The organism is Cupriavidus sp. AU9028 (assembly GCF_019795295.1).
GTDB lineage: Bacteria > Pseudomonadota > Gammaproteobacteria > Burkholderiales > Burkholderiaceae > Cupriavidus.
Genome location: NZ_JAIMCG010000019.1, coordinates 41,327 through 67,194 on the forward strand (window position 1 = coordinate 41,327; position 25,868 = coordinate 67,194).

The 25,868-nt window shown below is 67.2% G+C and carries 26 protein-coding genes and 1 other RNA gene; 13 read left to right on the plus strand and 14 right to left on the minus strand.

Translation table 11 applies throughout. The features are described 5' to 3' along the window. Nucleotides 1-11 precede the first annotated feature (11 nt). Complete coding sequence (locus K6V06_RS18160) at nucleotides 12-1,151, plus strand: anhydro-N-acetylmuramic acid kinase (RefSeq protein ID WP_222245526.1); 1,140 nt, start codon at nucleotides 12-14, stop codon at nucleotides 1,149-1,151. 89 nt (nucleotides 1,152-1,240) lie between these two features. On the opposite strand, the gene erpA is transcribed toward K6V06_RS18160, so the two are convergent. From erpA to rplM, 4 genes are all read right to left on the minus strand, one after another. Further along, on the minus strand, nucleotides 1,241-1,609 hold the full coding sequence (erpA, locus tag K6V06_RS18165; RefSeq protein WP_222245527.1) for an iron-sulfur cluster insertion protein ErpA: 369 nt from the start codon (nucleotides 1,607-1,609) through the stop codon (nucleotides 1,241-1,243). A 132-nt stretch (nucleotides 1,610-1,741) separates the two neighbouring features. Continuing rightward, complete coding sequence (locus tag K6V06_RS18170) at nucleotides 1,742-2,158, minus strand: polymer-forming cytoskeletal protein (RefSeq protein WP_222245528.1); 417 nt, start codon at nucleotides 2,156-2,158, stop codon at nucleotides 1,742-1,744. A 243-nt stretch (nucleotides 2,159-2,401) separates the two neighbouring features. After that, on the minus strand, nucleotides 2,402-2,794 hold the full coding sequence (rpsI, locus tag K6V06_RS18175) for a 30S ribosomal protein S9 (protein WP_222245529.1): 393 nt from the start codon (nucleotides 2,792-2,794) through the stop codon (nucleotides 2,402-2,404). Between the two features lie 11 nt (nucleotides 2,795-2,805). Then, a complete protein-coding gene (gene rplM / locus K6V06_RS18180; RefSeq protein WP_006576930.1) occupies nucleotides 2,806-3,234 on the minus strand; it encodes a 50S ribosomal protein L13 in 429 nt (142 codons plus the stop codon). Between the two features lie 399 nt (nucleotides 3,235-3,633). Here rplM and K6V06_RS18185 point away from each other — a divergent pair, with 399 nt between their 5' ends. From K6V06_RS18185 to K6V06_RS18225, 9 genes are all read left to right on the plus strand, one after another. After that, nucleotides 3,634-4,155 carry a sigma-70 family RNA polymerase sigma factor gene (locus K6V06_RS18185; RefSeq protein WP_222245530.1) on the plus strand — a complete coding sequence of 174 codons (522 nt, stop codon included), beginning with the start codon at nucleotides 3,634-3,636 and terminating at the stop codon, nucleotides 4,153-4,155. Nucleotides 4,156-4,161: 6 nt separating this feature from the next. Then, nucleotides 4,162-5,229: a FecR domain-containing protein gene (locus K6V06_RS18190; RefSeq protein WP_222245531.1), complete on the plus strand. Its 1,068-nt coding sequence runs from the start codon at nucleotides 4,162-4,164 to the stop codon at nucleotides 5,227-5,229. Nucleotides 5,230-5,319: 90 nt separating this feature from the next. Beyond that, nucleotides 5,320-7,782 carry a TonB-dependent receptor gene (locus K6V06_RS18195; RefSeq protein WP_222245532.1) on the plus strand — a complete coding sequence of 821 codons (2,463 nt, stop codon included), beginning with the start codon at nucleotides 5,320-5,322 and terminating at the stop codon, nucleotides 7,780-7,782. A gap of 13 nt (nucleotides 7,783-7,795) precedes the next feature. After that, nucleotides 7,796-8,536 carry a DUF4198 domain-containing protein gene (locus tag K6V06_RS18200; protein ID WP_222245533.1) on the plus strand — a complete coding sequence of 247 codons (741 nt, stop codon included), beginning with the start codon at nucleotides 7,796-7,798 and terminating at the stop codon, nucleotides 8,534-8,536. A gap of 3 nt (nucleotides 8,537-8,539) precedes the next feature. Beyond that, a complete protein-coding gene (locus K6V06_RS18205; RefSeq protein WP_222245534.1) occupies nucleotides 8,540-8,839 on the plus strand; it encodes a DUF3649 domain-containing protein in 300 nt (99 codons plus the stop codon). Beyond that, a complete protein-coding gene (locus tag K6V06_RS18210; RefSeq protein WP_222245535.1) occupies nucleotides 8,836-10,467 on the plus strand; it encodes a PepSY domain-containing protein in 1,632 nt (543 codons plus the stop codon). Before K6V06_RS18205 ends, K6V06_RS18210 begins: the two co-directional genes overlap by 4 nt. After that, the gene (locus K6V06_RS18215; protein ID WP_222245536.1) at nucleotides 10,467-10,748 is read left to right on the plus strand and encodes a DUF3325 domain-containing protein; all 282 of its coding nucleotides are present in this window, start codon (nucleotides 10,467-10,469) and stop codon (nucleotides 10,746-10,748) included. Before K6V06_RS18210 ends, K6V06_RS18215 begins: the two co-directional genes overlap by 1 nt. 210 nt (nucleotides 10,749-10,958) lie before the next feature. Next, nucleotides 10,959-12,929: a kelch repeat-containing protein gene (locus K6V06_RS18220; protein WP_222245537.1), complete on the plus strand. Its 1,971-nt coding sequence runs from the start codon at nucleotides 10,959-10,961 to the stop codon at nucleotides 12,927-12,929. Between the two features lie 541 nt (nucleotides 12,930-13,470). After that, on the plus strand, nucleotides 13,471-13,893 hold the full coding sequence (locus K6V06_RS18225) for an OsmC family protein (RefSeq protein ID WP_222245538.1): 423 nt from the start codon (nucleotides 13,471-13,473) through the stop codon (nucleotides 13,891-13,893). Nucleotides 13,894-13,912: 19 nt separating this feature from the next. On the opposite strand, the gene rnpB is transcribed toward K6V06_RS18225, so the two are convergent. The 4 genes from rnpB to K6V06_RS18245 form a co-directional block, all read right to left on the minus strand. Then, nucleotides 13,913-14,244, minus strand: an RNA gene (rnpB, locus tag K6V06_RS18230) — RNase P RNA component class A. Between the two features lie 12 nt (nucleotides 14,245-14,256). Continuing rightward, complete coding sequence (locus K6V06_RS18235) at nucleotides 14,257-15,099, minus strand: DUF3025 domain-containing protein (RefSeq protein ID WP_222245539.1); 843 nt, start codon at nucleotides 15,097-15,099, stop codon at nucleotides 14,257-14,259. 11 nt (nucleotides 15,100-15,110) lie between these two features. After that, nucleotides 15,111-16,145, minus strand: a complete 1,035-nt coding sequence (gene pyrC / locus K6V06_RS18240) for a dihydroorotase (RefSeq protein ID WP_222245540.1) — start codon at nucleotides 16,143-16,145, stop codon at nucleotides 15,111-15,113. A gap of 58 nt (nucleotides 16,146-16,203) precedes the next feature. Next, on the minus strand, nucleotides 16,204-17,532 hold the full coding sequence (locus K6V06_RS18245) for a glycerate kinase (RefSeq protein WP_222245541.1): 1,329 nt from the start codon (nucleotides 17,530-17,532) through the stop codon (nucleotides 16,204-16,206). A 167-nt stretch (nucleotides 17,533-17,699) separates the two neighbouring features. Between K6V06_RS18245 and K6V06_RS18250 the strand changes: the two genes are divergently transcribed. Next, the gene (locus K6V06_RS18250; RefSeq protein ID WP_222245567.1) at nucleotides 17,700-18,530 is read left to right on the plus strand and encodes a class II glutamine amidotransferase; all 831 of its coding nucleotides are present in this window, start codon (nucleotides 17,700-17,702) and stop codon (nucleotides 18,528-18,530) included. Nucleotides 18,531-18,705: 175 nt separating this feature from the next. Here the strand turns inward: K6V06_RS18250 and K6V06_RS18255 are convergent, their stop codons facing one another. The 6 genes from K6V06_RS18255 to K6V06_RS18280 all read right to left on the minus strand — a co-directional run bounded on the left by K6V06_RS18255 (nucleotide 18,706) and on the right by K6V06_RS18280 (nucleotide 24,480). Next, entirely contained in the window at nucleotides 18,706-19,440 is a 735-nt protein-coding gene (locus K6V06_RS18255) for an amino acid ABC transporter ATP-binding protein (protein ID WP_222245542.1), read from the minus strand. Further along, entirely contained in the window at nucleotides 19,437-20,120 is a 684-nt protein-coding gene (gene gltK / locus K6V06_RS18260) for a glutamate/aspartate ABC transporter permease GltK (protein WP_222245543.1), read from the minus strand. The genes K6V06_RS18255 and gltK overlap by 4 nt, the downstream gene beginning before the upstream one ends. A gap of 9 nt (nucleotides 20,121-20,129) precedes the next feature. Next, nucleotides 20,130-20,858 (minus strand): amino acid ABC transporter permease, encoded by a 729-nt coding sequence (locus K6V06_RS18265; protein WP_222245544.1) that lies wholly within the window; start codon nucleotides 20,856-20,858, stop codon nucleotides 20,130-20,132. A 64-nt stretch (nucleotides 20,859-20,922) separates the two neighbouring features. Continuing rightward, nucleotides 20,923-21,822, minus strand: coding sequence for a glutamate/aspartate ABC transporter substrate-binding protein (locus K6V06_RS18270; RefSeq protein ID WP_222245545.1), 900 nt, complete (start codon nucleotides 21,820-21,822; stop codon nucleotides 20,923-20,925). A gap of 269 nt (nucleotides 21,823-22,091) precedes the next feature. After that, the gene (locus K6V06_RS18275; RefSeq protein ID WP_222245546.1) at nucleotides 22,092-23,396 is read right to left on the minus strand and encodes a Glu/Leu/Phe/Val dehydrogenase; all 1,305 of its coding nucleotides are present in this window, start codon (nucleotides 23,394-23,396) and stop codon (nucleotides 22,092-22,094) included. 130 nt (nucleotides 23,397-23,526) lie between these two features. Then, a complete protein-coding gene (locus K6V06_RS18280) occupies nucleotides 23,527-24,480 on the minus strand; it encodes a LysR family transcriptional regulator (RefSeq protein ID WP_222245547.1) in 954 nt (317 codons plus the stop codon). Between the two features lie 161 nt (nucleotides 24,481-24,641). Here K6V06_RS18280 and K6V06_RS18285 point away from each other — a divergent pair, with 161 nt between their 5' ends. Then, entirely contained in the window at nucleotides 24,642-25,247 is a 606-nt protein-coding gene (locus K6V06_RS18285; RefSeq protein ID WP_255581940.1) for a cysteine dioxygenase family protein, read from the plus strand. A 59-nt stretch (nucleotides 25,248-25,306) separates the two neighbouring features. Next, nucleotides 25,307-25,765, plus strand: a complete 459-nt coding sequence (locus K6V06_RS18290) for an Lrp/AsnC family transcriptional regulator (RefSeq protein WP_222245569.1) — start codon at nucleotides 25,307-25,309, stop codon at nucleotides 25,763-25,765. Nucleotides 25,766-25,868: the final 103 nt, after the last annotated feature.

A 25,868-nucleotide genomic window follows, 5' to 3' on the forward strand; every position in this document is an offset into this window, starting at 1 on the left:
AAGAGCAAGCGATGACCGCCTCGGGCAGCAGTGAGCGCTATATCGGGCTGATGTCCGGCACCAGCATGGACGGCGTGGACGGCGTGCTGGTGGATTTCGCCGGCGCCTCGCCGGCCGTCCTCGCCGCGGTGCATCAGCCCTTCCCGGATGCGCTGCGAGAGGCGTTCGGCGCGCTGCAGCAGCCGGGCGAGGACGAAATCCACCGGGAGGCGCTGGCCGCCAATGCCCTGGCGCACGTCTATGCCGATTGCGTGAAGGCCCTACTGGGGGCCGCACGCCTGTGCGCCGGCGACATCATCGCCATCGGCGCGCACGGGCAGACCATCCGCCACCGGCCGGGCCGCTACGACGGCATCGGCTATACCCGGCAGAGCCAGCATCCTGCCTTGCTCGCCGAGCTGTCCGGCATCGACGTCATTGCCGATTTCCGCAGCCGCGACATCGCCGCCGGAGGACAGGGCGCGCCGTTGGTGCCGGCCCTGCACCGGGCGCTGTTCGCCGCGCCGGGCGAGGTCCGGGTGGTCTGCAATCTTGGCGGCATCTCCAATATCAGCATCCTGCCGCCCCTGCAGGGCGACGCCGGGCAAGGCACCGTGCTGGGCTTCGATTGCGGCCCGGCCAATGCGCTGCTGGACCACTGGATCGAAGCTCACCAGGGCCTGCCCTACGATGCCAACGGCGACTGGGCTGCCAGTGGGCAGGTCGATGCCGCGCTGCTCGACGTGCTGCTGGCCGAGCCGTATTTCGCGCTGCCGCCGCCCAAGAGCACCGGCCGCGATCTGTTCCATCCGCAGTGGCTGCGGGACAAGCTGGGCGATACGCCACGGCGGCCGCAGGACGTGCAGGCGACGCTGGCCGCGCTGACTGCCGAGGCCATCGCGCGCGACATCCGGCGCCATGCGCCCGAGGCTCGGCGGCTGATGCTGTGCGGCGGCGGGGCCCACAACGGCTATGTGCGGACCCGGCTGGCCCAGGCGCTGCCGGGGGTCACGGTGGAAACCACGGCGCAGCACGGCGTTCCGGTCAGTCAGGTGGAGGCGCTGGCGTTCGCCTGGCTCGCACGCCAGTTCATGCTGCGCGTGCCCGGCAATCTGGCGAGCGTGACCGGCGCAGCCGGCCCCCGCGTGCTCGGCGCCCTCTATCCCCGCTGACCGCAATAAAAAAGCGCACCCGAAGGTGCGCTTTTTTGTCGTTCCCGCACAGGCGGGAAGCCAGCGGCCTTGCCAGACGCCGAAAAGACTCAGACCGAGAACGACGAGCCGCAACCGCAAGTGGTCGTGGCATTCGGGTTCTTGATCACGAACTGCGCGCCGTTGATGTCTTCCTTGTAATCGATCTCGGCGCCCACCAGGTACTGGTAGCTCATCGAATCGATCAGCAGCGTCACGCCGTTCTTGACCATCGTCGTATCGTCTTCATTCACTTCCTCGTCGAAGGTGAAGCCGTACTGGAAGCCGGAACAGCCGCCGCCCTGCACAAACACGCGCAGCTTCAGGTCGGCGTTGCCCTCCTCCGCGATCAGATCCTTGACCTTGTCGGCGGCGCTGTCGGTAAAGACGAACGGGGCCGGCACGTCCTCGGTGACGGGTGCCTCTGCAACTGCGTTCATGGGGTGTTCTCCTGTTAGGTACGCCGTATTTTAAGCGTACTGGGAAGATCGTGCCGATCCCCCATCGATTCAAGGGGTTCTGGCTCCGGGACGTGCGCCTCGCGGCCACATGGCGGTGCCAGCAGTACCGCCTCAGGCGCTTTCTTCTTCCGCGGCCGGGGCGTTTGTCAGGTTGGGCAGTGCCTTGGGCTCGGAGTTTCCGAGCGGAATCAATCTTCCTTCCACCAGCGCGCCCTGATGCATTTCCAGAGCCGCATAGTGCACCTCGCCCTGCACGCGGGCCTTGGGCTGCAGCTCCAGCAGCTCGCTGGCGTGGACCGGACCGGTTACCGTGCCGTTGAGCACCAGGTGGCCGACGCGGACCTCGCCTTCGACCACGCCCTTCTCGCTGATGACCAGCATGCTGGACTGGTCGGCCGGCGCGATCACGTTGCCGCGCACCCTTCCATCCAGGCGCAGGCCGCCGGTAAAGGTCAGATCGCCTTCGACCACGGTGTGCTCGCCGAGCAGCGTGTCGATCGTCAAACCCTTCTTCTTCGAAAACAGCATTGCGGCCTCACTTGCAGCGATTGAGGCCGCCATTGTATCTGCCACGATGCATGGACAGCCTGAAAGGGCTGGATCGGTGGCACGGATGCAACGGCCATCGCGCAAAAAAATGCCGAACGAAGCACACCAAGCCACCTGCAAGGGCGAGCGACAAAAGAAAAAGCCGCACGGCAATGGCGTGCGGCTTTTCCGGCTGGCGTGGCTGTGGCTTGCCCAGGGGCAGGCCGCGGCCACGGCGGCATATCAGCGCTTCGAGAACTGCTTGCGACGACGTGCCTTGTGCAGACCAACCTTCTTGCGCTCGACTTCACGAGCGTCACGGGTCACGTAGCCCGCCTTCGACAGCGCCGACTTCAGCGAAGCGTCGTAGTCGATCAGCGCGCGGGTGATGCCGTGGCGAACCGCGCCTGCCTGGCCGGTTTCGCCGCCGCCGGTCACGTTCACCTTGATGTCGAAGGTTTCAGCGTTGGCGGTCAGTTCGAGCGGTTGGCGCACGATCATCAGCGAGGTTTCGCGAGCGAAGTACTCGTTGATCGGCTTGCCGTTGACGACGATGTTGCCTTGGCCCGACTTGATGAAGACACGGGCCACAGCGCTCTTGCGGCGGCCAGTACCGTAGTTCCAATTTCCGATCATGGATGGCCCCCTTAGATTTCCAGCGCCTTCGGCTGCTGCGCTTCATGCGGATGCTCGGCTTCGGCGTACACCTTCAGCTTCTTGATCATCGCATAGCCCAGCGGGCCCTTCGGCAGCATGCCCTTGACAGCCTTTTCCAGGGCACGGCCCGGGAAACGCTGTTGCATCTTGCCGAACGTGGTTTCGTAGATACCGCCCGGGTAACCCGAGTGACGGTAGTACTTCTTGTCGGTTTCTTTGGTACCGGTTACGCGCAGCTTGGCGGCGTTGACGACGATGATGTAGTCGCCCGTGTCGACGTGCGGCGTGAATTCCGGCTTGTGCTTGCCGCGCAGACGGCGTGCCACTTCGCTGGCGACACGGCCGAGGACTTTGTCCGTCGCGTCAATCACGAACCAGTCGCGCTTTACCTCATGAGGCTTGGCGGAAAAGGTCTTCATGATTTTTCCTGAGACTTGTAGAACCTGCCCGAAACATTGTCATCGGCCGACCGGCCCTTTGGACCTGGTTTGCCGGACGTCCTGCTTGTATGTGCAGGCTCTCCCTGTATTCTTCTTCCGCGGGCATGACGGAAAGCCGTCGATTATAGCCGGCAGGCGTCAACTCGCACAAGCAAATATTCCGGCGGTCGTCAAGGCGAGGGCCGCGGCGCAACGCGACGGGCCCCGGCGCCACACTGCCCGCCCGTTGTGGCGCCACTGCCGCTTTCCCGCCTTGACAGGGCCGTCGCCGCGCTGATATTAGTAATGATTATTATTACTATGTGCATCTTCTAATTCTTTCCGCTAGCCGTGCCCTTCCAGGGAAGCGGGTAGTACACCCGCTGGACGGGCCACGACATGACGACGCTGGGCATTCCTCCCGCCTCCACCATCGAAGCGCTATATAGCGACCACCATCTGTGGCTCAAGGGCTGGCTGCATCGGCGGCTCGGCAGCGCCGAGCAGGCGTGCGATCTGGCCCACGACACCTTCGTGCGGCTGCTGAGCAGCGAGCGCGTGCCGGCCACGCTCGACGAGCCGCGCGCCTACCTGACCACCGTGGCGCAGCGGCTGGTGTCCAACCACTGGCGACGCGAGAAGCTGGAGCGCGCCTATCTGGAAGCGCTCGCCCAGGCGCCCTCGCCGCTGGAGCTGTCGCCCGAGGAACGCGCCATCCTGCTCGAGACGCTGTTCGAGCTCGATTGCCTGCTCGATGGCCTGCCCACGCCCGTGCGCCAGGCGTTCCTGCTGTCGCAACTCGACGGCCAGAGCCATGCCGAGGTCGCGGCGGCGCTCGACATCTCGATCCCGACCGTCAAGCGCTATCTGGTCAAGGCGCTGCAGCGGTGCTACTTCGCCGATCTTTCCTTCATAGGCTGATCCCCCGTGGCTTCCCCCTGGTATCGCGCCACCGCCGACGCCGCCACCATTCCGGCCGACGTCGCCGAGCGCGCGCTGGAATGGCTGCTGCTGCTGCAGGAGCAGCCGGTCGCTGCCGGCGTGGTGGAGCAATGGACGCGCTGGCGCGCGGCGCACCCCGACCATGAGCGCGCCTGGCAGCGCATCGAATCCGTGCGCGGCCGGCTGCAGCCGCTCGCTGCCCCGGTCGTCTTCGATATCGCCCAGGCCGCCCTGACCGCGCCGCCACACCCCGGCCGCCGCCGCGCCATCAAGACCATGGCGGTCGCCGCGCTCGCTGGCGCGGTGACCTGGTCGGTCGGCCGGTCGCCGCTGCTTCCCGCGCTACAGGCCCGCTGGCTGGCCGACCATCGCACCGCGGTGGGCGAGCGGCGCGAGGTGCGGCTGTCCGATGGCACCACGCTCTGGCTCAATACGGCCAGTGCGGTCAACGTACGGTTCGACGCCACCCAGCGCCGCATCCGCCTGCTGGCCGGCGAAATCCTGGTCAGCACCGGCCACGGTGCGCAGGCCGGCGCGCGGCCCTTCCTGGTGGAAACGGCGCAAGGCACGGTACAGGCGCTGGGAACGCGCTACGCGGTGCGGCAGCATGAAGAGGACAGCGAGGTCGGCGTTTTCCAGGGTGCGGTCGAAATCCGTCCGCGTGACGGCCAGGGGCGGTCGCGCGTGCTGCGCGCGGGCTCTCGCGCCGCCTACACCGCCAGCGACATCTCGGCCTCCAGTCCGGCGGAAGCGGCGCGCATCGCGTGGGCGGAAGGCGTGATCGTCGCGCGCAGCATGCGCCTGGACGCGTTCGTCGCCGAGCTGGCGCGCTACAGCGAGGACCCGCTGTCGTGCGATCCGCGCGTGGCGGGGCTGCGGGTGTCGGGCTCCTTCCCGCTGGACGACATCGGCCGGGTGCTGGACGCGCTGGCCACCACGCTGGACGTGCGGACCGTCGTCACCGGGTCATGGGGCCAGCGCGCGATACGAGTGATACCGGGCTCGCGCGCGCCGGGGACGTCCGATACCGCCCGGCCAGACCCACCAGGATAAAAAACTTGTCCCGAAGTGATCCGTTTTGCGATCTCGCGGGTCATGGAGGATGAGCCATCCACTTCTCCTCCATTCCGAGGTCACAACATCATGGGTTACAACCTGGGTCACGGCGCCCGCAAGCGCCAGCCGGAAGTCCTTCGCCGCACGCTGCTCGCACGGGCCGCCCGCCATATCGCCCTGGGCGCCGTCCCCGCGGCCGCGCTGCTCGCCGTTCCCGTGTCGGTGCAAGCGCAGGCGGCCCAAGCGGGCAGCTACAACATTCCGGCCGGTACGCTCGAAGAGACCCTGAACCGCTTCGGCCGCGACGCCGGCATCATGCTGTCCTTCAAGCCGGAACTGACCGCCGGGCACAGGAGCCCGGGGCTGCAGGGCAACTATTCAGTGCGCGGGGGCCTCGATGCGCTGCTGGCCAATACCGGGCTGGTGGCGGTGCCGCAGTCCAACGGCAGCTATGTCGTCAATGCCGCCCCCGCCGCCGCACCTGCCGGCGCCGCCGATGCGAACCTGACGACGCTGCCCATGGCCACCGTCACCGCGTCGGCCATCGACGCGCTGCCGGCCCCGTACGCCGGCGGCCAGGTGGCGCGCGGCGGCGGCCTGGGCATGCTGGGCACGGCCGACGTGATGGACGTGCCGTTCAGCACGACCAACTACACCGAGCAGATGCTGCAGGACACGCAGGCGCGCACGCTGGCCGACGTGGTCACCAACGAGGCCTCGGTCCGTACGCTCACCTCGACCGGCGGCTTCGCCGACGAATTCCAGATTCGCGGCTACACCGTGGGCAGCGGCGATGTCGGCATGAACGGCCTGTACGGCATGGCCTCGGGCAGCCGCATGCCGGCCATCATGATGGAGCGCGTGGAGGTGCTCAAGGGCCCGGGCACGCTGATGTACGGCATCCCGCCCAGCGGCAGCATCGGCGGCGCCATCAATATCGTCACCAAGCGTGCCGGCGATACGCCGCTGACGCGCCTGACCGGCACGTTCCAGAGCAAATCGGTGCTTGGCGTGCAGGCCGACATCGGCCGGCGCTTCGGCGAGAACAAGGAATGGGGCGTGCGCTTCAACGGCGCCTACCAGAACGGCAAGACCACCATCGACGATGGCCGCATGGAGCAGACGGTAGGCGCGATCGGCCTGGACTACCGCGGCCGCGACCTGCGCTGGTCGCTGGACGCCTACACGCAGCACGAAGGCATCGACGAATTCCGCCCGCAGATCGCGTTCGCCGCCGGCGTGACCTCGGTCCCCGGCGCCCCGTCCGGGCATCGCAACTTCTATCCCGGCACCAGGCTGAACCTGCATGACACGGCGGTGACGAGCCGGCTCGAATACGACATCGCGCCGAACCTGATGGTGTGGGGTGCGCTCGGCTATCACGACGGCTCGACCTACCAGGACTTCCCCTCGGGACGTGCCAATGCGGCCGGTGACTTCACCGTGAACGGCGCCTGGTACGACGCCTACAACAAGACCAGCACCGCCGAAGTCGGCGCGCGCGCCAGCTTCGACACCTTTGGCGTCGGTCACACCCTGACCTTCAGCGCGACCCGGCTGGAGCGCGAGGAGGGCAATTTCTACTTCGCCAACCCGGCGTCCTCTGGCGTGCCGTCGAACATCTACAACCCCGCGCCGGTGCCACCGGTGCTGGGCGTGCGCGGCGACGTGACCAAGGCGTCGGAGACCGAGCTGACCAGCTTCGCGCTGACGGACACGCTGTCCTTTGCCAACGATCGGGTGCTGCTGACCGGCGGGCTGCGTCATCAGCGTGTCGCGGTGGACAACTTCTCTACCGCCACGGGCGCGCTGACCGGAAGCTACGACGAAAGCGCGGTCTCGCCGCTGGCCGGCATCGTCATCAAGCCGCTGTCCAACGTGTCGGTCTACGGCAACTACACGGCCGGCCTCACGCGCGGCGGCGCCGCACCGGCCGGCACGGCCAACGTCGGCCAGGTGTTCCCGCCGTTCAAGTCCAAGCAGTACGAAGCAGGCGTCAAGGTCGACTGGAGCAACAAGATCGCCACCACCGTGTCGGTGTTCCAGATCGAGCGCCCGAACGCGCTGACCGATCCGGTCACCAATATTTACAGCTTCGACGGCGAGCAGCGCAACCGCGGCCTCGAACTGTCGGCCTACGGCGAAGTCATGCGCGGCCTGCGCCTGATGGCCAGCGCGACCTTCTTCGATGCCGAGCTGACCCGCACCGCCGGGGGCGTCAACGACGGCAAGGACGCCAACAACGTGCCCAAGCGCACCTTCAACCTGGGCGTGGACTGGGACACCCCGTGGGTGCAGGGCCTGAGCCTGTCGGGCCGCGTGCTGCATACCTCGTCGATGCCGTTCAATGCCGCCAACACGCTGAGCCTGCCCAGCTATACCCGCTACGACGTCGGCGCGCGCTACCGTACCCGCCTGGGCAACACGCCGGTGGTGTTGCGCGCCAATGTGCTGAACGTGTTCAATTCGGACTACTGGCTCGCCAGCGGCATCTACGCGACAGCGGCCGCTCCCCGCACCCTGATGCTGTCCGCACAATTCGACTTCTGAGGCCCATTCCATCATGATCAAGCAGATTCCTTGCGCGCTGTCCCTCGCGGCACTGGCCGCCGCCGCCTTCACCGGCACGGCCCAGGCCCATCAGATCTGGATCGAGCCGGCCGGCCAGCAGGCCGTGGTGCGCTTCGGCGAATTCGCCGAGAACGTGCGCGAAGCCTCGCCGGGCAACCTGGACAAGCTCGGCCCGACCCGCGCCACGCTGGTCTCGGCCAAGGGCGACAAGACAGCGGCAGGTGCCAAGACCGCCGACGGCTTTGCCCTGCCCTTCCAGCCCGCCGCCGGCGATGCGGTGGTCGCCGAGGCCGCGCAGTATCCGCTCTACAAGTTCAAGAAGGCCGATCGCGAGATGCTGGGCTGGTACTACCCGACCGCCCGCATGACCACCGATTTCGCCGCGCAATCGCCGCGCAACACGCTGGACGTGGTGCCGGCGGGCAAGCCCGGCGAGATGCAGGTGTTCTTCCGCGGCAAGCCGCTGCCCAAGGCCAAGGTCGCGCTGGTCACGCAATCGGGCTGGGCCAAGGAGAAGCAGACCGACGAGCAGGGCAAGGTCGCCTTCGACATGCCATGGAAGGGCCTGTACGTGGCCGAGGTGACCCGCGACGACACCAGCGGCGGCGAGCGCCACGGCCCGAACGGCCTTGAGCGCTACAACACGGTCAATTACGTCGCCACCTTGAGCTGGGTGAAGCCGGACGGCCTGGAGCCGGTGCCGGTGCCCGCGCCGGCCCCCGCCGGCAAGTAAGCCGTGCCCGGCGCCGTGACGCGGGCCGTCAGAGCCGGCCCGCTGCTCTCCCGTATCGTCGCCGCCGTGTTCGGCGGCTACGCCCTGGCGGCGCTGGCCAGCGTTGCGGCACTCGCGCTGCCGATCAGCCGGCCCCAGGCGGTGCTGACCGGCATGCTGGCCAGCTTTGCGATCTACGCCGGCGCCGTGATCTGGGTCTTCGCGGTACGCAGCGCCACGCGGGCCTGGGCCGGCCTGCTGCTGGCCGCCCTGCCCCTGCTGCTGGCGGCGTGGCACGTGGGCACCCCGGGAAGCGGATCATGATGGCGGCCGACCGAGACGCGGCGCCCCCGAAGGCGCGCGGCATCCGCCAGACCATGTCCGACCTGCACACGTGGGCCGGGCTGCTGGTGGGCTGGTTCCTCTACGCGATGTTCCTGACCGGCACGGTCAGCTATTTCAAGGACGAGCTGTCGCAATGGATGCGGCCGGAACTGGCGCACCAGAGCGCGGCGCCCGACCCCGCCGCCGTGGCGCAGCGCGTTGCGTCGACGCTGGCCGTCGAAGCGGCCGGCAGTCCGCAGTGGAGCCTGCAGCTACCGACCGACCGCATCAACGTGGTCAACGCCTTCTGGCGCATCCCCGCGCCGGCGCCCGGCGCGCGCCCCTTCGGCGAAGCAGCCTTCGACCCCGCGACCGGCGAGCGCGTGGCCGCGCGCGACACCCAGGGCGGCGACTTCTTCTACCGCTTCCATTTCCAGTTCCACTACCTGCCCGCACAGTGGGGACGCTGGCTGGCCGGCTTCTGCGCGATGTTCATGCTGGTGGCCATCGTCAGCGGCGTGATCGTCCACAAGAAGATCTTCACCGACTTCTTCACCTTCCGCTGGGGCAAGGGCCAGCGCTCCTGGCTCGACGCCCATAATGCGCTGTCGGTCTTCGGGCTGCCGTTCCACCTGATGATCACCTACACCGGGCTGGTGACGCTGATGACGCTGTACATGCCCTGGGGCGAGCGGATCGCGTTCCAGACACCCGCCGAGCGCCAGCAGATGACCGCGCAGCTGAATGCCTTCCTGCCGCCGGGCAAGCCGACCGGCGAGAAGGTGCCGCTGGCACCGATCGATGCGATGGTGCGCCAGGCGCAGCAGCGCTGGGGCCAGCACAACATCAGCCGGGTCACCGTGACGCAGGGCGGCGACGCCGCCGCGCGCGTGATCGTCTCGCGCGGCGAGGCGGCGCGCGTGTCGATGAGCCCGCAATACATGCTGTTCGAAGGCGCGAGCGGCAAGCTGCTCGACGTGCGGGACGAGGTCGGCGCGGCGGCGGAGGTGCGCGGCGTCATGTATGCGCTGCACCTGGGCCGCTTCAGCGACCTGCAGCTGCGCTGGCTGTATTTCATCGTCAGCCTCGCCGGCACCGCGATGGTGGGCACCGGGCTGGTGATGTGGACGGTCAAGCGGCGCCAGAACCTGGCCGATCCGGCACGGCCGCACTTCGGCTTCCATGTGGTCGAGCGCCTGAATATCGCCGGCATTGCCGGCCTGTCGGTGGCGATGACGGCCATGCTGTGGGGCAACCGGCTGCTGCCTGCGGACCTGCCCGCGCGCGCCGAGATGGAGATCCGGGTCTTCTTCCTCGCCTGGGCGGCCACGCTGCTGCTGGCACTGGTGCGCCCGGCAAAGCGCGCCTGGATCGAACTGCTTTGGCTGGCGGCCGCCCTGCTGGCGTTGCTGCCGCTGCTGAACGCGCTGACCACCGCGCGGCCGCTGTGGCACAGCATCGCGCGCGGCGACTGGGTCTATACCGGCTTCGACCTGATGGTGTGGGCGCTGGCGGCATTGCACGCGCTGCTCGCCGTACGGGTCGCGCGGCACCGGCCGAAGCAGAAAGCGGCACGCAAGGGCCGGCGGACGGTTGCCGCCGGTGCGGTCAGCGAGGAGGCAGCCTGATGTCCCTGTTCGCCCTGGCCGTCTGCCTCGTTGCCTTTGGCGCGCTGGCGCTCGCCATGGAGCGCCACCAGCAAGCACTGTTCGGTGCGCCCCTCGCGCCGCCGCGGACCCGGCTGCTGCGCGCCGCCGGTTGGCTCGGCCTTGCCGTCGCGGCGGCCCTGCTCATCGGCCGCCACGGCTGGGCGCTGGGACTGGTCTACTTCAGCGGCCAGACCAGCGTCGCGGCCGGCATCGTGCATGGACTGCTGATCTTGCAGGAGCGCCGGCAGGCGACGCGGTAAAACTGACGGCCCGATGTCCTCTCCTCCCTCTCCGGTCCGCACACGGCAAGCGGGCGCGGGGAGCACGCCGGACGCGGGGGCGGCGCTGCCGCCTCGGGTCCGGAGCCCCGTCCTTTCCCGGGGATTTGAAGTAACCTATCGGTCGCGCGGCGGAATGCTTGGCAAGGCACCCGCATTCGGCGTCAACACAAATAACGTACGGGCACAGTCATGATTGCTTCCGCCATTTCCGCCACGCAGCAGCGTTGGCGCGACAGCTTTGTGCCAGGCCCGTCCTGGATCGCCATCCTGCTGCTGTGCCTGGCGTCCTTGCTGACCGCCTGTGGCGACGGCGGCGACGGTGGCGACGAGGCCGTCGTCACCGAGCCACCCGCTGGCTTGAGCTACGCCATGACCTCGGCCGTTTATGAGACGGAAGAGCCTATTGTGCCCAACCGCCCCAGCGCCAGCGGCGGCGCCGCCGAACGCTACACGGTTGCACCATCCTTGCCGGCCGGCCTCGTTCTCGACCCGCTGACGGGCGTCATTACTGGCACGCCTGCTGCTGTCTCGCCTGCCACCATCTACACGGTGACGGCCGAGAACGCCGGGGGCAGCGCAACCGCCCGCGTGCAGATAGAGGTGCGCAACACGCCGGCCGCCCCGGCCGGACTCGCCTACCGCGAACCCGCTGTCACCTACACCGTTGGCGAAGCCATCGCGGCCAACGCGCCGACCAGCAGCGGCGGCCCGATCTCGGCGTACAGCATTGCTCCGGCGCTGCCCGCCGGCCTTGCCTTCGATACGCAGACTGGCGCCATCACGGGCATTCCCACCGCCGTGTCCGCAGAAGCGGACTACACCGTGACCGGAAGCAATGCGGCGGGCGACACCACCGCCACCTTGCGTATCGCGGTGCAAGCCGCCGTGGTGGCGCCCGCAAGCCTGAGCTACAGCACACCCGCCGCGCTGTACGTCGCGGCCGAAGCCATCATTCCCAATACCCCGGTCCTCTCCGGTGGCGCCGCGGCCGAGTTCTCGATCAGTCCGGCATTGCCCCCGGGCCTGAGCCTGAATACCGAGACCGGCGTGATCGCCGGCACCCCCACGACAGTACAGGGCCAGGCGCTGTACACCGTCATCGCGCGCAACCGCGCAGGCAGCGCGCAGACCCAGGTAGCCATTGCCGTTACCTCGCGGGGAAGCTGGACAGCGGCCGCGCCGCTGCTCGTGCCTATGCACTATTCCTCCGCGACGACGCTGGCCGGTGGCAAGGTACTGCTCGCCGGAGGCTACACCGCGAGCGGCATCACCAATGCATGCGCCATCTACGATCCGTTGGCGAACAGCTGGACCGCCACGGGAAGCCTTGCCACCGGGCGCTCGGAAGGGACGGCAACGCGTTTGCCCAATGGCCGGGTACTGGTTGCCGGCGGCAGCACGGGCGGCACGGTCGGAACCGCCACGGCCGAGCTTTACGACCCGGTGACCGGTATGTGGCAGGCCACCGCCAGCATGGCGGAGGCCCGCATCCGCCATACCGCCACACTGCTGCGGAACGGCAAGGTCCTCGTGATCGGCGGCTATACCCGCAGTGGCGGCACCGTCCACGTCTCCGGCACCGCGGAACTGTATGACCCGGCCACCGGCACCTGGAGCGCACTGACCACGCGTCTTGCAGAGCCGCGCGGCCAGCATTCGGCGACACTGCTCGCCGATGGCTCCGCCGTGCTGGTAGTAGGGGGGGGCGGCAACGGGTTCGCGTCATCGTCCGAACTGTTTCCGGTCGGGGACAGCGGGCTCACGACTCCGGTGGCGGGAGGAGGCCAGGCCACCGTCAGCCAGGCGGTGCGGCTTGCCAGCGGCAAGGTACTGGCCATCGGCGAGGACGCCACGGCAAGGCTCTATGATCCCGCGACGTCCTCGTGGACGACCAGCACCATGAATGCGCAGCGCTTGCTTCCGACCATGACGCTGCTGCCGGACGGCCGCGTGTTGGTGGCTGGCGGAGCGGCCGTGGGAGGTAGGTTGGCGAGCACGGAGATCTATAACCCGGATGCCAATACCTGGACGGTGGGCGCCAGCATGTCCACGCCGCGCGGTGCGGCCATGGAGGCGCTGCTCTCCGATGGCAGTGTGCTGGTCATCGGCGGGTTCAATGAGAGCGGCGAGGTGTGGGGCGTGGAGCGATTCCGACCCTAGCCTTCGACACCGCCTTGGCGCTCCCGGTTTTCTCCCCTCTCCCACGTGGGAGAGGGGCCGGGGAAGCGGGCAATCGACGCATCTGCACCCTGCATCGCCCAGTTCGGATCGCACCGACGAAAAAAAACCCAAGCCGGTCTGGCCTGGGTTTGAATCCACCAAAGGAGGAGGGTGGAGGAGACACTGGGAGAGAGACAGGCGGCCGCGGAGGCGGTTCACTCGACGCGTCGCTCGCGTGTCGCTCAATGACTGCAATTATACCGATGGGCTTGTGCGACGCAAGAAAATTTACAATAAGAAATCGCATTTCGTTATGCGAAAAACGCCACAGATCGAACGTTGGCGCGGAAACGTGCGCCAAATCAACGGTTTGCTGTCATAACTTTGTCATCTAGCCGTCATGATAGAGTGACGACGCTGGCATAACGGCGGTTGCGGCGCGCTGGACGGCCAGCGCCAAACCCGCAAAGCGGCGAAAATGCAAGCCCAGGGATCAACTGGCGCCGCCAGCCGGCGTCCGCACCACCAAGGAACTCAAGCGATGGAATGCAAGGTAACGTGGATGGGCAACGAAGGCATGAGCTTCGTTGCCCAGACTGGCAGCGGCCATATCGTGGCGATGGACGGCGCACCGGAAGGCGGCGGTCACAATCTGGCGCCGCGGCCGATGGAAATGGTGCTGCTCGGTACCGGCGGGTGCACCGCCTACGATGTGGTGCTGATCCTGAAGCGGGGACGCCAGGATGTGCGCGGCTGCACCGTCAAGCTCGAAGCCGAGCGCGCGGGCGAGGACCCGAAGGTCTTCACCAGGATCCACTTCCAGTTCACCGTGACCGGCCGCAACCTGAACCCGGCAGCGGTGGAGCGCGCCGTGCAGCTGTCGCACGACAAGTACTGCTCGGCGTCGATCATGCTGGCCAAGACCGCGCAGATCACGCACGGCGTGGAGATCGTCGAGGGCTGAACGCCCTGACGGGAAAGAGAGGCAAAGCAGGCCGATAAGCCGGATTCTGTGCGCGGCGGACGGATCCGCCGCGTGACAACCATTCCTCTAGGCCGGCCGTTACCGGCCGGCTCCAGCTCCCTACCCGCAGACTCGGCGGGCCGCTTCATCGTCTGCCTATTTGGGATTGCTCCGGGTGGAGGTTACCGCGTTTCACCCTTCGCACCGGGAGACCCGGGGCGAAGACTCGTCTCTGTGGCCCTATTCCGCACGTTGCCGTGGATGGCTGTTAGCCACCACCCTGCCCTATGGAGTCCGGACTTTCCTCCCCCTGCCCGTTACCGGGCAGGCAGCGGTTGTCTGTCCTGCTTTGCGGCCCGCAGTCTAGCACCAATGGCGGCCGGCGTCGCCTGACCATGCCTGTGCCGCGCGCCGCCCGGGCCGGAACACGGCAGCATCGTCGTAGAACGACGGCTCCGCATTGGCATCGCACCAGCCCGGAATGCCGAGGACCGGCAAGGGCGCGAACGCGCGCCCATGCAGCGCCTCGCCATCCCGTGCCGCTGCCAGGCCGTGGGCCAGCGCCTGGTCCACGGCGGGCTCGCCCGGATCGTCCGCCGCCAGGGGAAATGGCAGCGTCCATGCATGCGCGGTCAGGGACTTGTACGGCGCCGCCAGCTTCTCCAGCAGCGCGTGGCCGAACGGCAGCACGGTCCGGCCGGCATGCCAGTCGCCCCGCTCCTGCACGAACAGCGCACGCCAGTCGAACGCACGCAGCTGCGCCTCGGCCCGCGCGTCACGAAACAGGAAGATTGCGCCGTTCTCGTCGAACAGCGTGGCGGCATCGCGCACCGGACCGCGCCGGCCCTGCACGCCGTCGGCGGCGATCGCTTCGGCCTGCAGGCGGTTCAGCATCGCCTTGGCGCGCGGAAAGCGCAGCCACACCAGGCCGTTGAAGATGTCGTGCAGATTGTCGCGCGTCGGCACTTTGCCGGTGGCGAAGATATGCGCCTCATAAGCGCGGCCCTCGGGCAACTCCTGCTGCGTCACGAACCGCAGCGGCAGGCCGGCGCCGTTGCGGACCTGCCCGGCGTCGCACGCGGCGTCCAGGCAGTCGTTGAGCGCCTGCGCGGCGCTGGCGCCCTGCTGCAGGCGCGCGGCCAGCCGGCGCCCGTCGTCCGCGAAGCCCGCAAACCAGGGGCGGCTCCAGTCGATCGCCGCCAGCATCTCGCCCAGCGTCAGGCCGCCTTCCAGCGCAGCGTCTCGCCGGCCCGCAGCGGCACCAGTTCGGCCTCGCCATAGGGCAGCGACGCCGGCAGCTCCCAGTCCTCGCGCCGCAGGGTCAGCGTGCCGGTATTGCGCGGCAGGCCGTAGAACGCCGGGCCATGGAAGCTGGCGAAGGCCTCGAGCTTGTCCAGCGCGCCAGCGGCGTCGAACGCCTCCGCGTACAACTCCATGGCGTGCAGTGCGGTATAGCAGCCGGCGCAACCGCAGCTGTGCTCCTTCAGGCCGCGCGCGTGCGGCGCGCTGTCGGTGCCAAGGAAGAAGCGCGGGTTGCCGGAGGTGGCGGCGGCCACCAGCGCCTCGCGGTGGGTCTCGCGCTTGAGCACCGGCAGGCAGTAGTAATGCGGCCGGATGCCGCCGACAAAGATCGCGTTGCGGTTGAACAGCAGGTGATGGGCGGTGATGCTCGCGCCGATCGGCCCTTCCGCCTCGCGCACATAGTCGGCCGCCTCGCGCGTGGTGATGTGTTCGAACACCACCTTCAGCGCCGGAAAATCGCGCCGCAGCGGCTGCATGACCTGTTCGATGAAGACCGCCTCGCGGTCGAACAGGTCGATGGCCGGATCGGTGACCTCGCCGTGCACCAGCAGCGGCAGGCCGACGCGCTGCATCGCTTCCAGCGCCGCGCTGCAACGGCGGATGTCGGTCACCCCGGCATCGCTGTTGGTGGTGGCGCCGGCGGGGTACAGCTTGACGCCGTGGACGAAGCCGCTTTCCCGCGCCGCCACGATCTCGTCGGCCGTGGTGTTGTCGGTCAGGTACAGCGTCATCAGCGGCTCGAACGACAGCCCAGCCGGCAGCGCCGCCAGGATGCGGTCGCGGTAGGCGCGAGCCTGCGCGACGGTGGTGACCGGCGGCTTCAGGTTCGGCATCACGATGGCGCGGGCGAACTGCCGCGCGGTGTCGGGCAGCACCGCGGCCAGGGCGGCGCCATCGCGCAGATGCAGGTGCCAGTCGTCGGGGCGGGTCAGGGTCAGGGTTTGCGTCATGTCAGGAAAGCGGCGCGGGTCCGCCCGGCGGGGTTCCGGGCATCGCCGCAAGCAGGCATCAAAGAATCAGGATGGCGCGATAGTCGTTCACGTTGGTGCGCGTCGGCCCCGTGACCACCAGGTCGCCAAGGGCGTCGAACAATCCCCAGCTGTCGTGCGCTTCCAGCTGGCGCCGCGCCGGCATGCCGGCGGCCTCGGCCCGCGCCAGCGTGCCGGGGTCGGCCACCGCGCCGGCGTTGTCCTCCGAGCCGTCGATCCCGTCGGTGTCGGCGGCGATGGCATGCACGTCCGGCATGCCATCCAGCTCGGTCATCAGCGCCAGCAGGAATTCCGAGCAGCGCCCGCCGCGTGGCCGCACGCCGCCGGCGCCGTGCACGCGCGGCAGCGTTACCGTGCATTCGCCGCCGGAAATCAAGGCCACCGGCGCGGCGAAGGGGGCATTGTACGCCCGCACCTCGCGCACCAGCGCGGCATACACCCGCGCCACCTCGCGCGCTTCGCCCGTGACCGTATCGCCCAGGATGACCGGCTTGACCCCGCGCGCGCGGAAGAGCGCCGCGGCGGCGGCAAGGCTGTTGTGCGCGGTGGCGATCATGCGGTTGTCGACGCGCTCGAACAGCGGGTCGCCCGGCTTGGGCGTTTCCTCCCGCTTGCCGCATGCGCCCGCTTGCAGCACCGCCAGCACCGCCGCGGGCACGCTTGCCTCGTAGCGGGCGAGGATGGCCAGCGCCTCCTGGTAGGTGCTGGGGTCCGGCACGGTTGGCCCCGAAGCGATCGCGCTGGGATCGTCGCCGGCGACATCGGAGATCATCAGCGCGGTGACCGGCGCACGGCTCGCCTGCGCCAGCCGGCCGCCCTGGATGCGCGACAAGTGCTTGCGCACGATGTTCATCTCCGTAATCGGCGCCCCGCAACGCAGCAGCTCCTGCGTGGTCGCGCGCAGGTCCGCCATCGACACGCCCTCGGCGGGCAAGGACAACAGACTGGATCCGCCGCCCGATACCAGCACGATCAGGCGGTCCCGCTCGTCCAGCGACGACACCAGCTGCAGGATCTGCGCCGCGGCGCGCTCGCCCGCCTCGTCCGGGACAGGGTGCCCGGCTTCGATCACGGACACGTGCTCGGTCGGCATGCCGTGGCCATAGCGGGTCACCACCAGCCCTTCGAGCCGCGCCCCACTGCCTGCATAGGCCCGTTCCACCGCCACCGCCATCGACGCCGCGGCCTTGCCGGCGCCTACCACCAGCGTGCGGCCGTCACGGGACGGCTCGGGCAGATGCGCCGCCACGATCCGCAGCGGATCGGCGGCGGCCACGGCGGCATCGAAGGACTCGCGCAGCAGGCGGGGGGCGTCCAGGCCGGTCGATTCGCGCTTGGTTTCGCTCATGGCGAGATGGGAGGGACAGTGGATTGGGTCGGTCGACGAGATTCCCCGGCCTCGGCTTGGCAGAACGGCCGGGCAGGCGAGATAATGTCCGCATTCTATTGCAATCCGGCAGCGTGCCGGTCCGCCCTGGCGCGGCACCGCCCGCGTTGCCGCACCTGTCGCCCGCCATGTGTCAGCTGCTCGGCATGAATTGCGCCACGCCGACCGACGTGACGTTCTCCTTCACCGGCTTCGCCGCCCGCGGCGGCCTGACGGACCATCATGCCGACGGCTTTGGCGTGGCGTTCTTCGAGGAGAAGGCGTGCCGGCTGTTCATCGACAACCAGTCCGCCGGCACCTCCCCGGTCGCGGATCTGATCAAGCGCTACCCGATCAAGTCCAGGAACGTCATCTCGCATATCCGCAAGGCGACGCAGGGCTCGGTGCGGCTGGAGAACTGCCACCCCTTCATGCGCGAACTATGGGGCAGGCACTGGATCTTCGCCCATAACGGCGACCTGAAGGGCTTTGCGCCGTTTCTGGGCGGGGTCTATCAGCCGGTTGGCGATACCGACAGCGAACTGGCGTTCTGCGCGCTGCTGCAGGGCCTGCGCAAGCGCTTTCCCGGCTCGCAGCCGCCGCTGAACGAACTGGGCCACGCGCTGGCGGACATCACGCGCGACATCACGGTACACGGCGTCTTCAATTTCCTGCTGAGCAACGGCCAGGCGCTGTTTGCCCACTGCTCCACCCGGCTCTTCTATCTGGTGCGGCAATGGCCGTTCTCGACCGCCCATCTGATCGATGCCGACCTGTCCGTCGATTTCGCCCAGGTGACGACGCCCGAGGACCGGGTCGCCGTGATCGCCACGGTGCCGTTGACCGACAACGAAGTGTGGACGCCGTTCGCGCCGGGAGAACTGGTGATGTTCGAGGACGGTCAGCCGACCGCGACGTGGATGGTGCCGATTCCGCCCGAGGTGCAGGCGCGCAATGCGTTGAATACGGCTTGTACTTGAGGGGCAGGCGCCGGCATGGAAAGGCAAGCGCCCGATGCCCTCTCCCCCGCCCCTCTCCCACAAGTGGGAGAGGGGAGCAAACCGGGAGCGTGCGACATGCTGGTGGTTCGCTCCCCTCTCCCGCCTGCGGGAGAGGGGCCGGGGGAGAGGGCCAGCGAGGGCCCGCTAGCCGCGCTCAGTGCTGCAGGATCTTCGACAGGAAATGGCGCGCCCGCTCCGAGCGGCCTTCGATATTGCCGAAGAACTCTTCCTTGGTTGCGTCCTCGACGATGTGGCCCTGGTCCATGAAGATCACCCGGTTGGCCACCTTGCGCGCGAAGCCCATTTCGTGGGTCACGCACATCATGGTCATGCCTTCGTGGGCCAGCTGCACCATCACGTCCAGCACTTCATTGACCATCTCCGGGTCCAGCGCCGACGTGGGCTCGTCGAACAGCATGCAGATCGGATCCATCGACAGCGCCCGGGCGATCGCCACGCGCTGCTGCTGACCGCCCGACAGCTGGCCGGGATATTTGTCCGCCTGGTTCTTCAGGCCGACGCGCTCCAGGTACTTCATGCCCTTGGCCATCGCCTCGTCGCGCGAGCGGCCCAGCACCTTGACCTGCGCGATGGTCAGGTTCTCGGTGATCGACAGGTGCGGGAACAGCTCGAAGTTCTGGAACACCATGCCCACGCGCGAGCGCAGCTTGGGCAGGTTGGTCTTGGACGAGCCGACCGAGGTGCCGTCGACCAGGATGTCGCCCTTCTGGAACGGCTCCAGGCCGTTGACGGTCTTGATCAGCGTCGACTTGCCCGACCCGGACGGACCGCACACCACCACCACTTCGCCCTTGGCCACCTTGGTAGTGCAGTCGGTCAGCACCTGGAAGCTGCCATACCACTTGGAAACGTTGTTGATTTCAATCATACAGCCACCTTTTTCTGGTAACGCTTGACCAGCAGCGAAGCGGAGAAACAGATCACGAAGTAGACGAAGCCAGCGAACAGCAGCATCTCGACGATGCGCCCATCGCGCTCGCCGATGCCGTAGGCCTGACCGAAGAAGTCAGCCAGCGCGCTGACGTACACCAGCGACGTATCCTGGAACAGGATGATGCCCTGGGTCAGCAGCAGCGGGACCATGTTGCGGAACGCCTGCGGCAGGATCACCAGCCGCATGGTCTGGCCATAGGTCATGCCCAGCGCCTGCGCGGCGTACAGCTGCCCGCGCGAAACGCTCTGGATGCCGGCGCGGATGATTTCCGAGTAGTAGGCGGCCTCGAACAGCGCGAACGCCACCAGCGCCGAGGTCATCCGCAAGTCGGTGGCAGGCGACAGGTTGAACAGCCCCTGCAGCACCTGCGGGATGATCAGGAAGAACCACAGCAGCACCATCACCAGCGGAATCGAGCGGAAGATGGTGACGTAGCCCTGGGCGAACCAGTTCAGCGGCTTGATGGACGACAGCCGCATCATGGCCAGGATCGTGCCCCAGACGATGCCGACCACCACCGCGGTGCCGGTGATCTTCAGCGAGACCAGCATGCCCTCCCAGAGCACGTGCAGCGTGTCGGCGTTGATCGAGGTGAAATCGAAGGAATATTCCATGGCGCCCCCTTACTTGCTGCCGATCAGGCCCGGCACGCGGGCGCGCTTCTCGACCCAGCGCATCACCAGCATGACGACCAGGTTGATCAGCATGTACATCAACGTCACCGCGATGAACGACTCATAGGGCCGCGCGGTATAGTCGACCAGCTGGCGCCCTTGCGCTGCCAGTTCCAGCAGGCCGATGGTCGAGGCCACCGCCGAGTTCTTGAAGATGTTCAGGAACTCGGACGTCAGCGGCGGCACGATGACGCGGAAGGACATCGGCAGCAGCACGTAGCGATAGGTCTGCGGCAGGGTGAAACCCATCGCCAGGCCGGCATTGCGCTGGCCGCGCGGCAACGAGTTGATACCCGAGCGCACCTGCTCGCAAACCCGCGCGGCGGTGAAGGTGCCCAGGCAGAACATCGCCGCCAGGAACTGCTGGAGGAACGGATCCATCTGCTTGATCGTCTCGCCGAACGGCAGCAGCTCGGGCGCGACGAAATACCAGATGAACAGCTGCACCAGCAGCGGAATATTGCGGAAGATCTCGACGTAAGTGGCCGCGATGCCCGCCAGGAAGCGGTTGGGCACGGTGCGCAGCACGCCGAGCACGGACCCGATGACCAGAGCGATGACCCACGAAGTCAGCCCGAGCGCGATGGTGACCTTCAGACCGGAGATCATCCAGTCCAGATAGGTCTCGTTCATCGCGGCTTCTTCGAGGAATACACCCCAATGCCAGTTGTAATTCATTGATGCGTCCTCAAAAAGAAACGGAAGGACCAGCCTTCCGTTTCGCACTCCTGATTCAAACGTCTCAGTCGAGCGCCTTGTCGTTCGGGTTCTTGATGAGTGCCTTCATGTCATCGGACATCGGGAAGTCCAGGTTCAGGCCCTTCGGCGGCACCGGTTGCGTGAACCACTTGGCGTAGAGCGTATTGATCTCGCCATTCTTCATCATGCCGGCGATGGTGGTATCGGCAATCTTCTTGAACGGCGCATCGTCCTTGCGCAGCATGCAACCGTAGGATTCGCGCGATTGCGGCTTGCCGGTAACGATCCAGTCGGCTGGATTGCGCGCCTTGGCCCGCTCGCCATACAGCAGCGCGTCGTCCATCATGAAGGCGACGGCACGGCCGGATTGCAGCGTCAGGAACGACTGGCCATGATCCTTGGTGCTGATGATGTTCATGCCGAGCTTCTGCTCGTCGTTCATGGTGCGCAGCAGGCGCTCCGAGGTGGTGCCGGCGGTGGTCACCACGTTCTTGCCCTTCAGGTCGGCCCAGTCCTTGATGCCGCTGTCCTTCTTCGTCATGAAGCGGGTGCCGATGATGAAGATAGTGTTGCTGAAATCGACCTGCTTCTGGCGCTCCAGGTTATTGGTGGTGGAGCCGCACTCGATATCGATGGTGCCGTTCTGCAGCAGCGTAATGCGGTTCTGCGAGGTGATCGGGATTTCCTTGACCTGCAGGTTCGGCATCTTCAGCTGTTCCTTGATCGCCTCGACGATGCGGACGTTGATGTCATAGGAATAGCCGACCTGGCGCACGCCGCCGAGGTTGTAGTTGAAGGGAACCGAGGATTCCCGCACGCCAAGCGTGATAACACCGGTGTCTTTGATCTTCTTCAGGGTACCCGTCAATTGCTCGGCGGCCTGCGCCGTTCCGCAGAGCACGCCTGCTGCCACCATCACCGAAGCCAACTTGGCAACGTTCATAACATCTCCTTGACCATGAGAGAAAGGCGGGACTCTACAAGAAACGTCCCCCCGACGAAATAGTATTGCGCAAGGGGCCACCCCCAGACAACGGGAATTTCCCTAGCCGCCGCATTGCAGCAATCGCTCGCGCAAGTCGTCATGGCAGCCACCCCGGCAAAGAAAAAAGCGGCAGCCGGAACAAATTCCGGCTGCCGCTTCGTCTTCCACATGCCTGACTTTGGTGCGTTGCAGCACGAAAGCCGCCCCATCCCGAGGCTTTCCTCTAATCAGGGATAGAGACCGCGCATTTCGCGCGCCTGAAGAATCCGCGTACAGGCCACGATGAACGCCGCGGTACGCAGCGTTACCTTGTTCTCCTGTGCGACCTGCCAGATCGACCGGAACGCCTCTTGCATGATCCGTACCAGCCGCTGGTTGATTTCTTCCTCCGTCCAGAAGAAGCTGGAGAAGTCCTGTACCCATTCGAAGTACGACACGGTCACGCCGCCGGCATTGGCGATCACGTCCGGCGCCACCAGGATGTTGCGCTCGCGCAGGATGTCGTCGGCTTCCGGCGTGGTCGGGCCATTGGCGCCCTCGATCACCAGGCGGGCCTTGATCCTGGGCGCGTTGTGCACCGTGATCTGGCCTTCCAGCGCGGCCGGGATCAGGATGTCGCAATCGACCTCCCAGAACTGCTCGGCGCCGATGGTCTCGGCGCGGAAGCCCTCGATGGTGCCGGTCTGGGCGGCGTGCTCCATCATGGCCGGGATATCCAGGCCCGCCGGATCGTACAGCGCGGTCTTGTGGTCCTGCACCGCGACGATCTTCGCGCCCGCCTCATGGAACAGCTTGGCGGCCACCCCGCCGACATTGCCGAAGCCCTGCACGACGACCCGGGCGCCCTTGATGTCCATGCCCAGGTTGCGCGCCGCCTCGGCGCCGACCACGAACACCCCCCGGCCGGTCGCTTCCCGGCGCCCCAGCGAGCCGCCCAGCGAGATCGGCTTGCCGGTCACGACGCCGGTCGCGGTGCTGCCCGAATTCATCGAATAAGTGTCCATCATCCACGCCATCACCTGCTCGTTGGTGTTGACGTCCGGCGCCGGGATATCCTTGTTCGGCCCGATGATGATGTTGATTTCGCTGGTGTAGCGGCGCGTGACCCGCTCCAGCTCGGCGCGCGACAGCTTGCGCGGATCGACGCGGATGCCGCCCTTGGCGCCGCCGTAGGGCACGTTCACCGCGGCGTTCTTCACCGACATCCAGGCGGACAGCGCCATCACCTCGGACAGTGTCACGTCCTGGTGGAACCGCACGCCGCCCTTGCCCGGGCCGCGCGACAGGTTGTGCTGCACCCGGTAGCCCTCGAAGTGGGCGATGGTGCCATCGTCCATCTCGATCGGCACATCCACGATCAGCGCGCGCTTGGGGCGCTTGAGCGTCTCTACCCAGCGGGCCAGCGAGCCCAGGTACGGGGTCACGCGGTCGATCTGTTGCAGGTAGATGCCCCAGGGGCCGAGATTGTCGGTGTTCAGATAGGAAGGAACGCCGTGCGCGGATGCGGTAACGATACGGGAGTCGGATGACATCGCAGTGAGGTCCAGAAATGGAAGTGGCACAAGCTTAGATTCCGCCCTTGCGGGAATCCAATGCTGTTTGTGAATCCCGTCATGCACAAGATGCATAACCTTTCGACCGCGAGACCCCCGCCTCGGCAAGCTACTGTGGGCCCGCGCTCAAGCTGGCCCAGACCCGGTCGACCAGCTCCCGCTTGCGCCGCAACTGCGCGCTGCGGCGGTCGTTGCCATGCTCGCCCGGCCGGGCCCGGTACAGCCGGATCTCCATGTCGATCGACAGCGGCGCGCCACGCGGCGGATCGGCCCGCACCAGCCGGCCCTGCGCCACGTCCTCGCGCACCGCGCTCTCCGGCAGGAAGGCAAGGCCGTGGCCGGCCAGCGCCATGACCTTCAGCGCCTCGGCCATGTCCGTTTCATAACACTTGTCCAGCTTCAGCGACTCGGTCGTATCGGACAGCAGCATGTCCACCATCCGGCCGAGGAACGCGTTCGAGGTATAGCTTAGGAAAGAAATCGGCTTCCTGTCGGTGCCTGGCAGCCGGTACATCGGCTTGCCAGTGGCATCCGGTACGCTGAACGGCGCCATGCGCTCGACGCCGAGCACCAGCATGTCGTAGTGGGACGGGTCCAGCTGGATCGCCTGGCGGGGATGGTGATAGACCATCACCAGGTCGCAGCCGCCCTCGACCAGCATCAGCACCGCGTCGTGCACATTCAGCGCCCGCAGCCGGCAGGGCAGCGTGCCGACCTTGCGCTCCAGCGCCTTCAGCCATTCCGGAAAGAAGGTCAGCGACAGCGTATGCGGCACGGCGAATTCCAGCATCTGCGCATTGGCCGAGCGCTGGCCGCGCATCAGCGCGCGCGTCTCGCTGACCTGGGCCAGCATCGCCAGCGCCTGCTCGTAGAACACCTTGCCGGCCGGCGTCAGGCTGGTCGGGTAGCTGGAGCGGTCGATCAGCTCTGTTCCCAGCCAGGCCTCCAGCGACTGGATTCGCCTGGAAAAGGCAGGCTGGGTGACATGCCGCAACTCGGCGGAGCGGGAGAAGCTGTGCGTCTCCGCGAGGGAAACGAAGTCTTCGAGCCATTTGATTTCCATGCCGCGCATTATCGCGCAGCGCGCGCGACTTGGCGGCACCGGGAGGGCGGCAACTACATTTCCTTAGATGGCCGAAAATTGGAATGGTATGCTCGTGCTCGTGCATCTGACGCAGAGTTTTGGGCGGGTATGCTCGCGCCGGCGAGCTAGCATCTGGAGCAATGACATTCCGCCATGACGCCATGATGCTGACCGCCTCGTCCCAGCCGCGCGCGCTGCCCGGCAACACTGCGCCCCCCGCCGCCGACACCGGCGCCGGAGAGCGGCCGTTCGACCTGCTCGATGGCGAGATGAACCAGTGGTTTGCCGCCGCGACGCGGAGCCTGGCGTCGGGGCTGGCGGCCGGGCTACCCGATGACGCGACCCTGCTCGGGATGCTGTCCGCCGAGCAGCGTGAAGGCAGCCCGCACGGCTATGTACGGCACCTGGTTCATGCCGATCCGCTCGGGCGCTTCAGCGCGATGCTGCTGGTCTGGCGGCCCGGCCAATGGAGCCCGGTCCACGGACACCGGACCTGGTGCGCGTATCGGGTACTGGAGGGCGCCTTGCGGGAGCGGCATTACCGCTGGGACCCGGCCCGCGCCGCGGCGCTGCCCCAAGGCGGCGCCGACCGCCCGGCCGGCTCGCTGATTTGCGTGCCGTCCGGGCTTGGGCATATTCATGCCTTTGGCAATGACGGAAACACGGTGGCGATTTCGCTGCACCTCTATGGTGTCGACGCCGGCGCCATTGCCACGGGCATCAACCTGCCGGTGCACGCCGCCTGAGCACGAAGGCGGCGCCGGCGATTGCAACGGAGGGCTGCGGCCCCGCAAGCATGGACAGACTGGACCGCTACGACCGCCAGATCCTGGCTGAGCTTCAACAGAATGCCGACCTGCCCATTGCGGAGCTGGCCGAGCGCGTCGGACTGACCTCGACGCCCTGCTGGCGCCGGATCCAGAAGCTGGAGCAGCGCGGCGTCATCCACCGCCGCGTCGCCCTGCTCGATCCCGCGCGTCTGAATGTCGGCGTGACGGTGTTCGTGTCGGTTCGCACCAACCAGCACAGCGCACGCTGGCTGAAGACCTTCCACGGGCTGGTGGCGTCGATCCCGGAGGTGATGGAGTTCTACCGGATGGCCGGCGATACCGACTACCTGTTGCGGGTGGTGGTACCCGACATCGCCGCGTACGACCGGGTCTACAAGCGGTTGATCCAGGGCGCGGAGCTGGCCGATGTCAGTTCCAGCTTCGCCATGGAGCAGATCAAGTACACGACGGCGTTGCCGCTGGACTATACCTGAGGTCGCAACCCGCGCTGTTCGGTTTTCCCCCTCTCCCCTTCAAGGGGAGAGGGCCGGGGAGAGGGGTTGGTCTTCAAGCGGCGGCGCAACGCCGGCGCCCCTT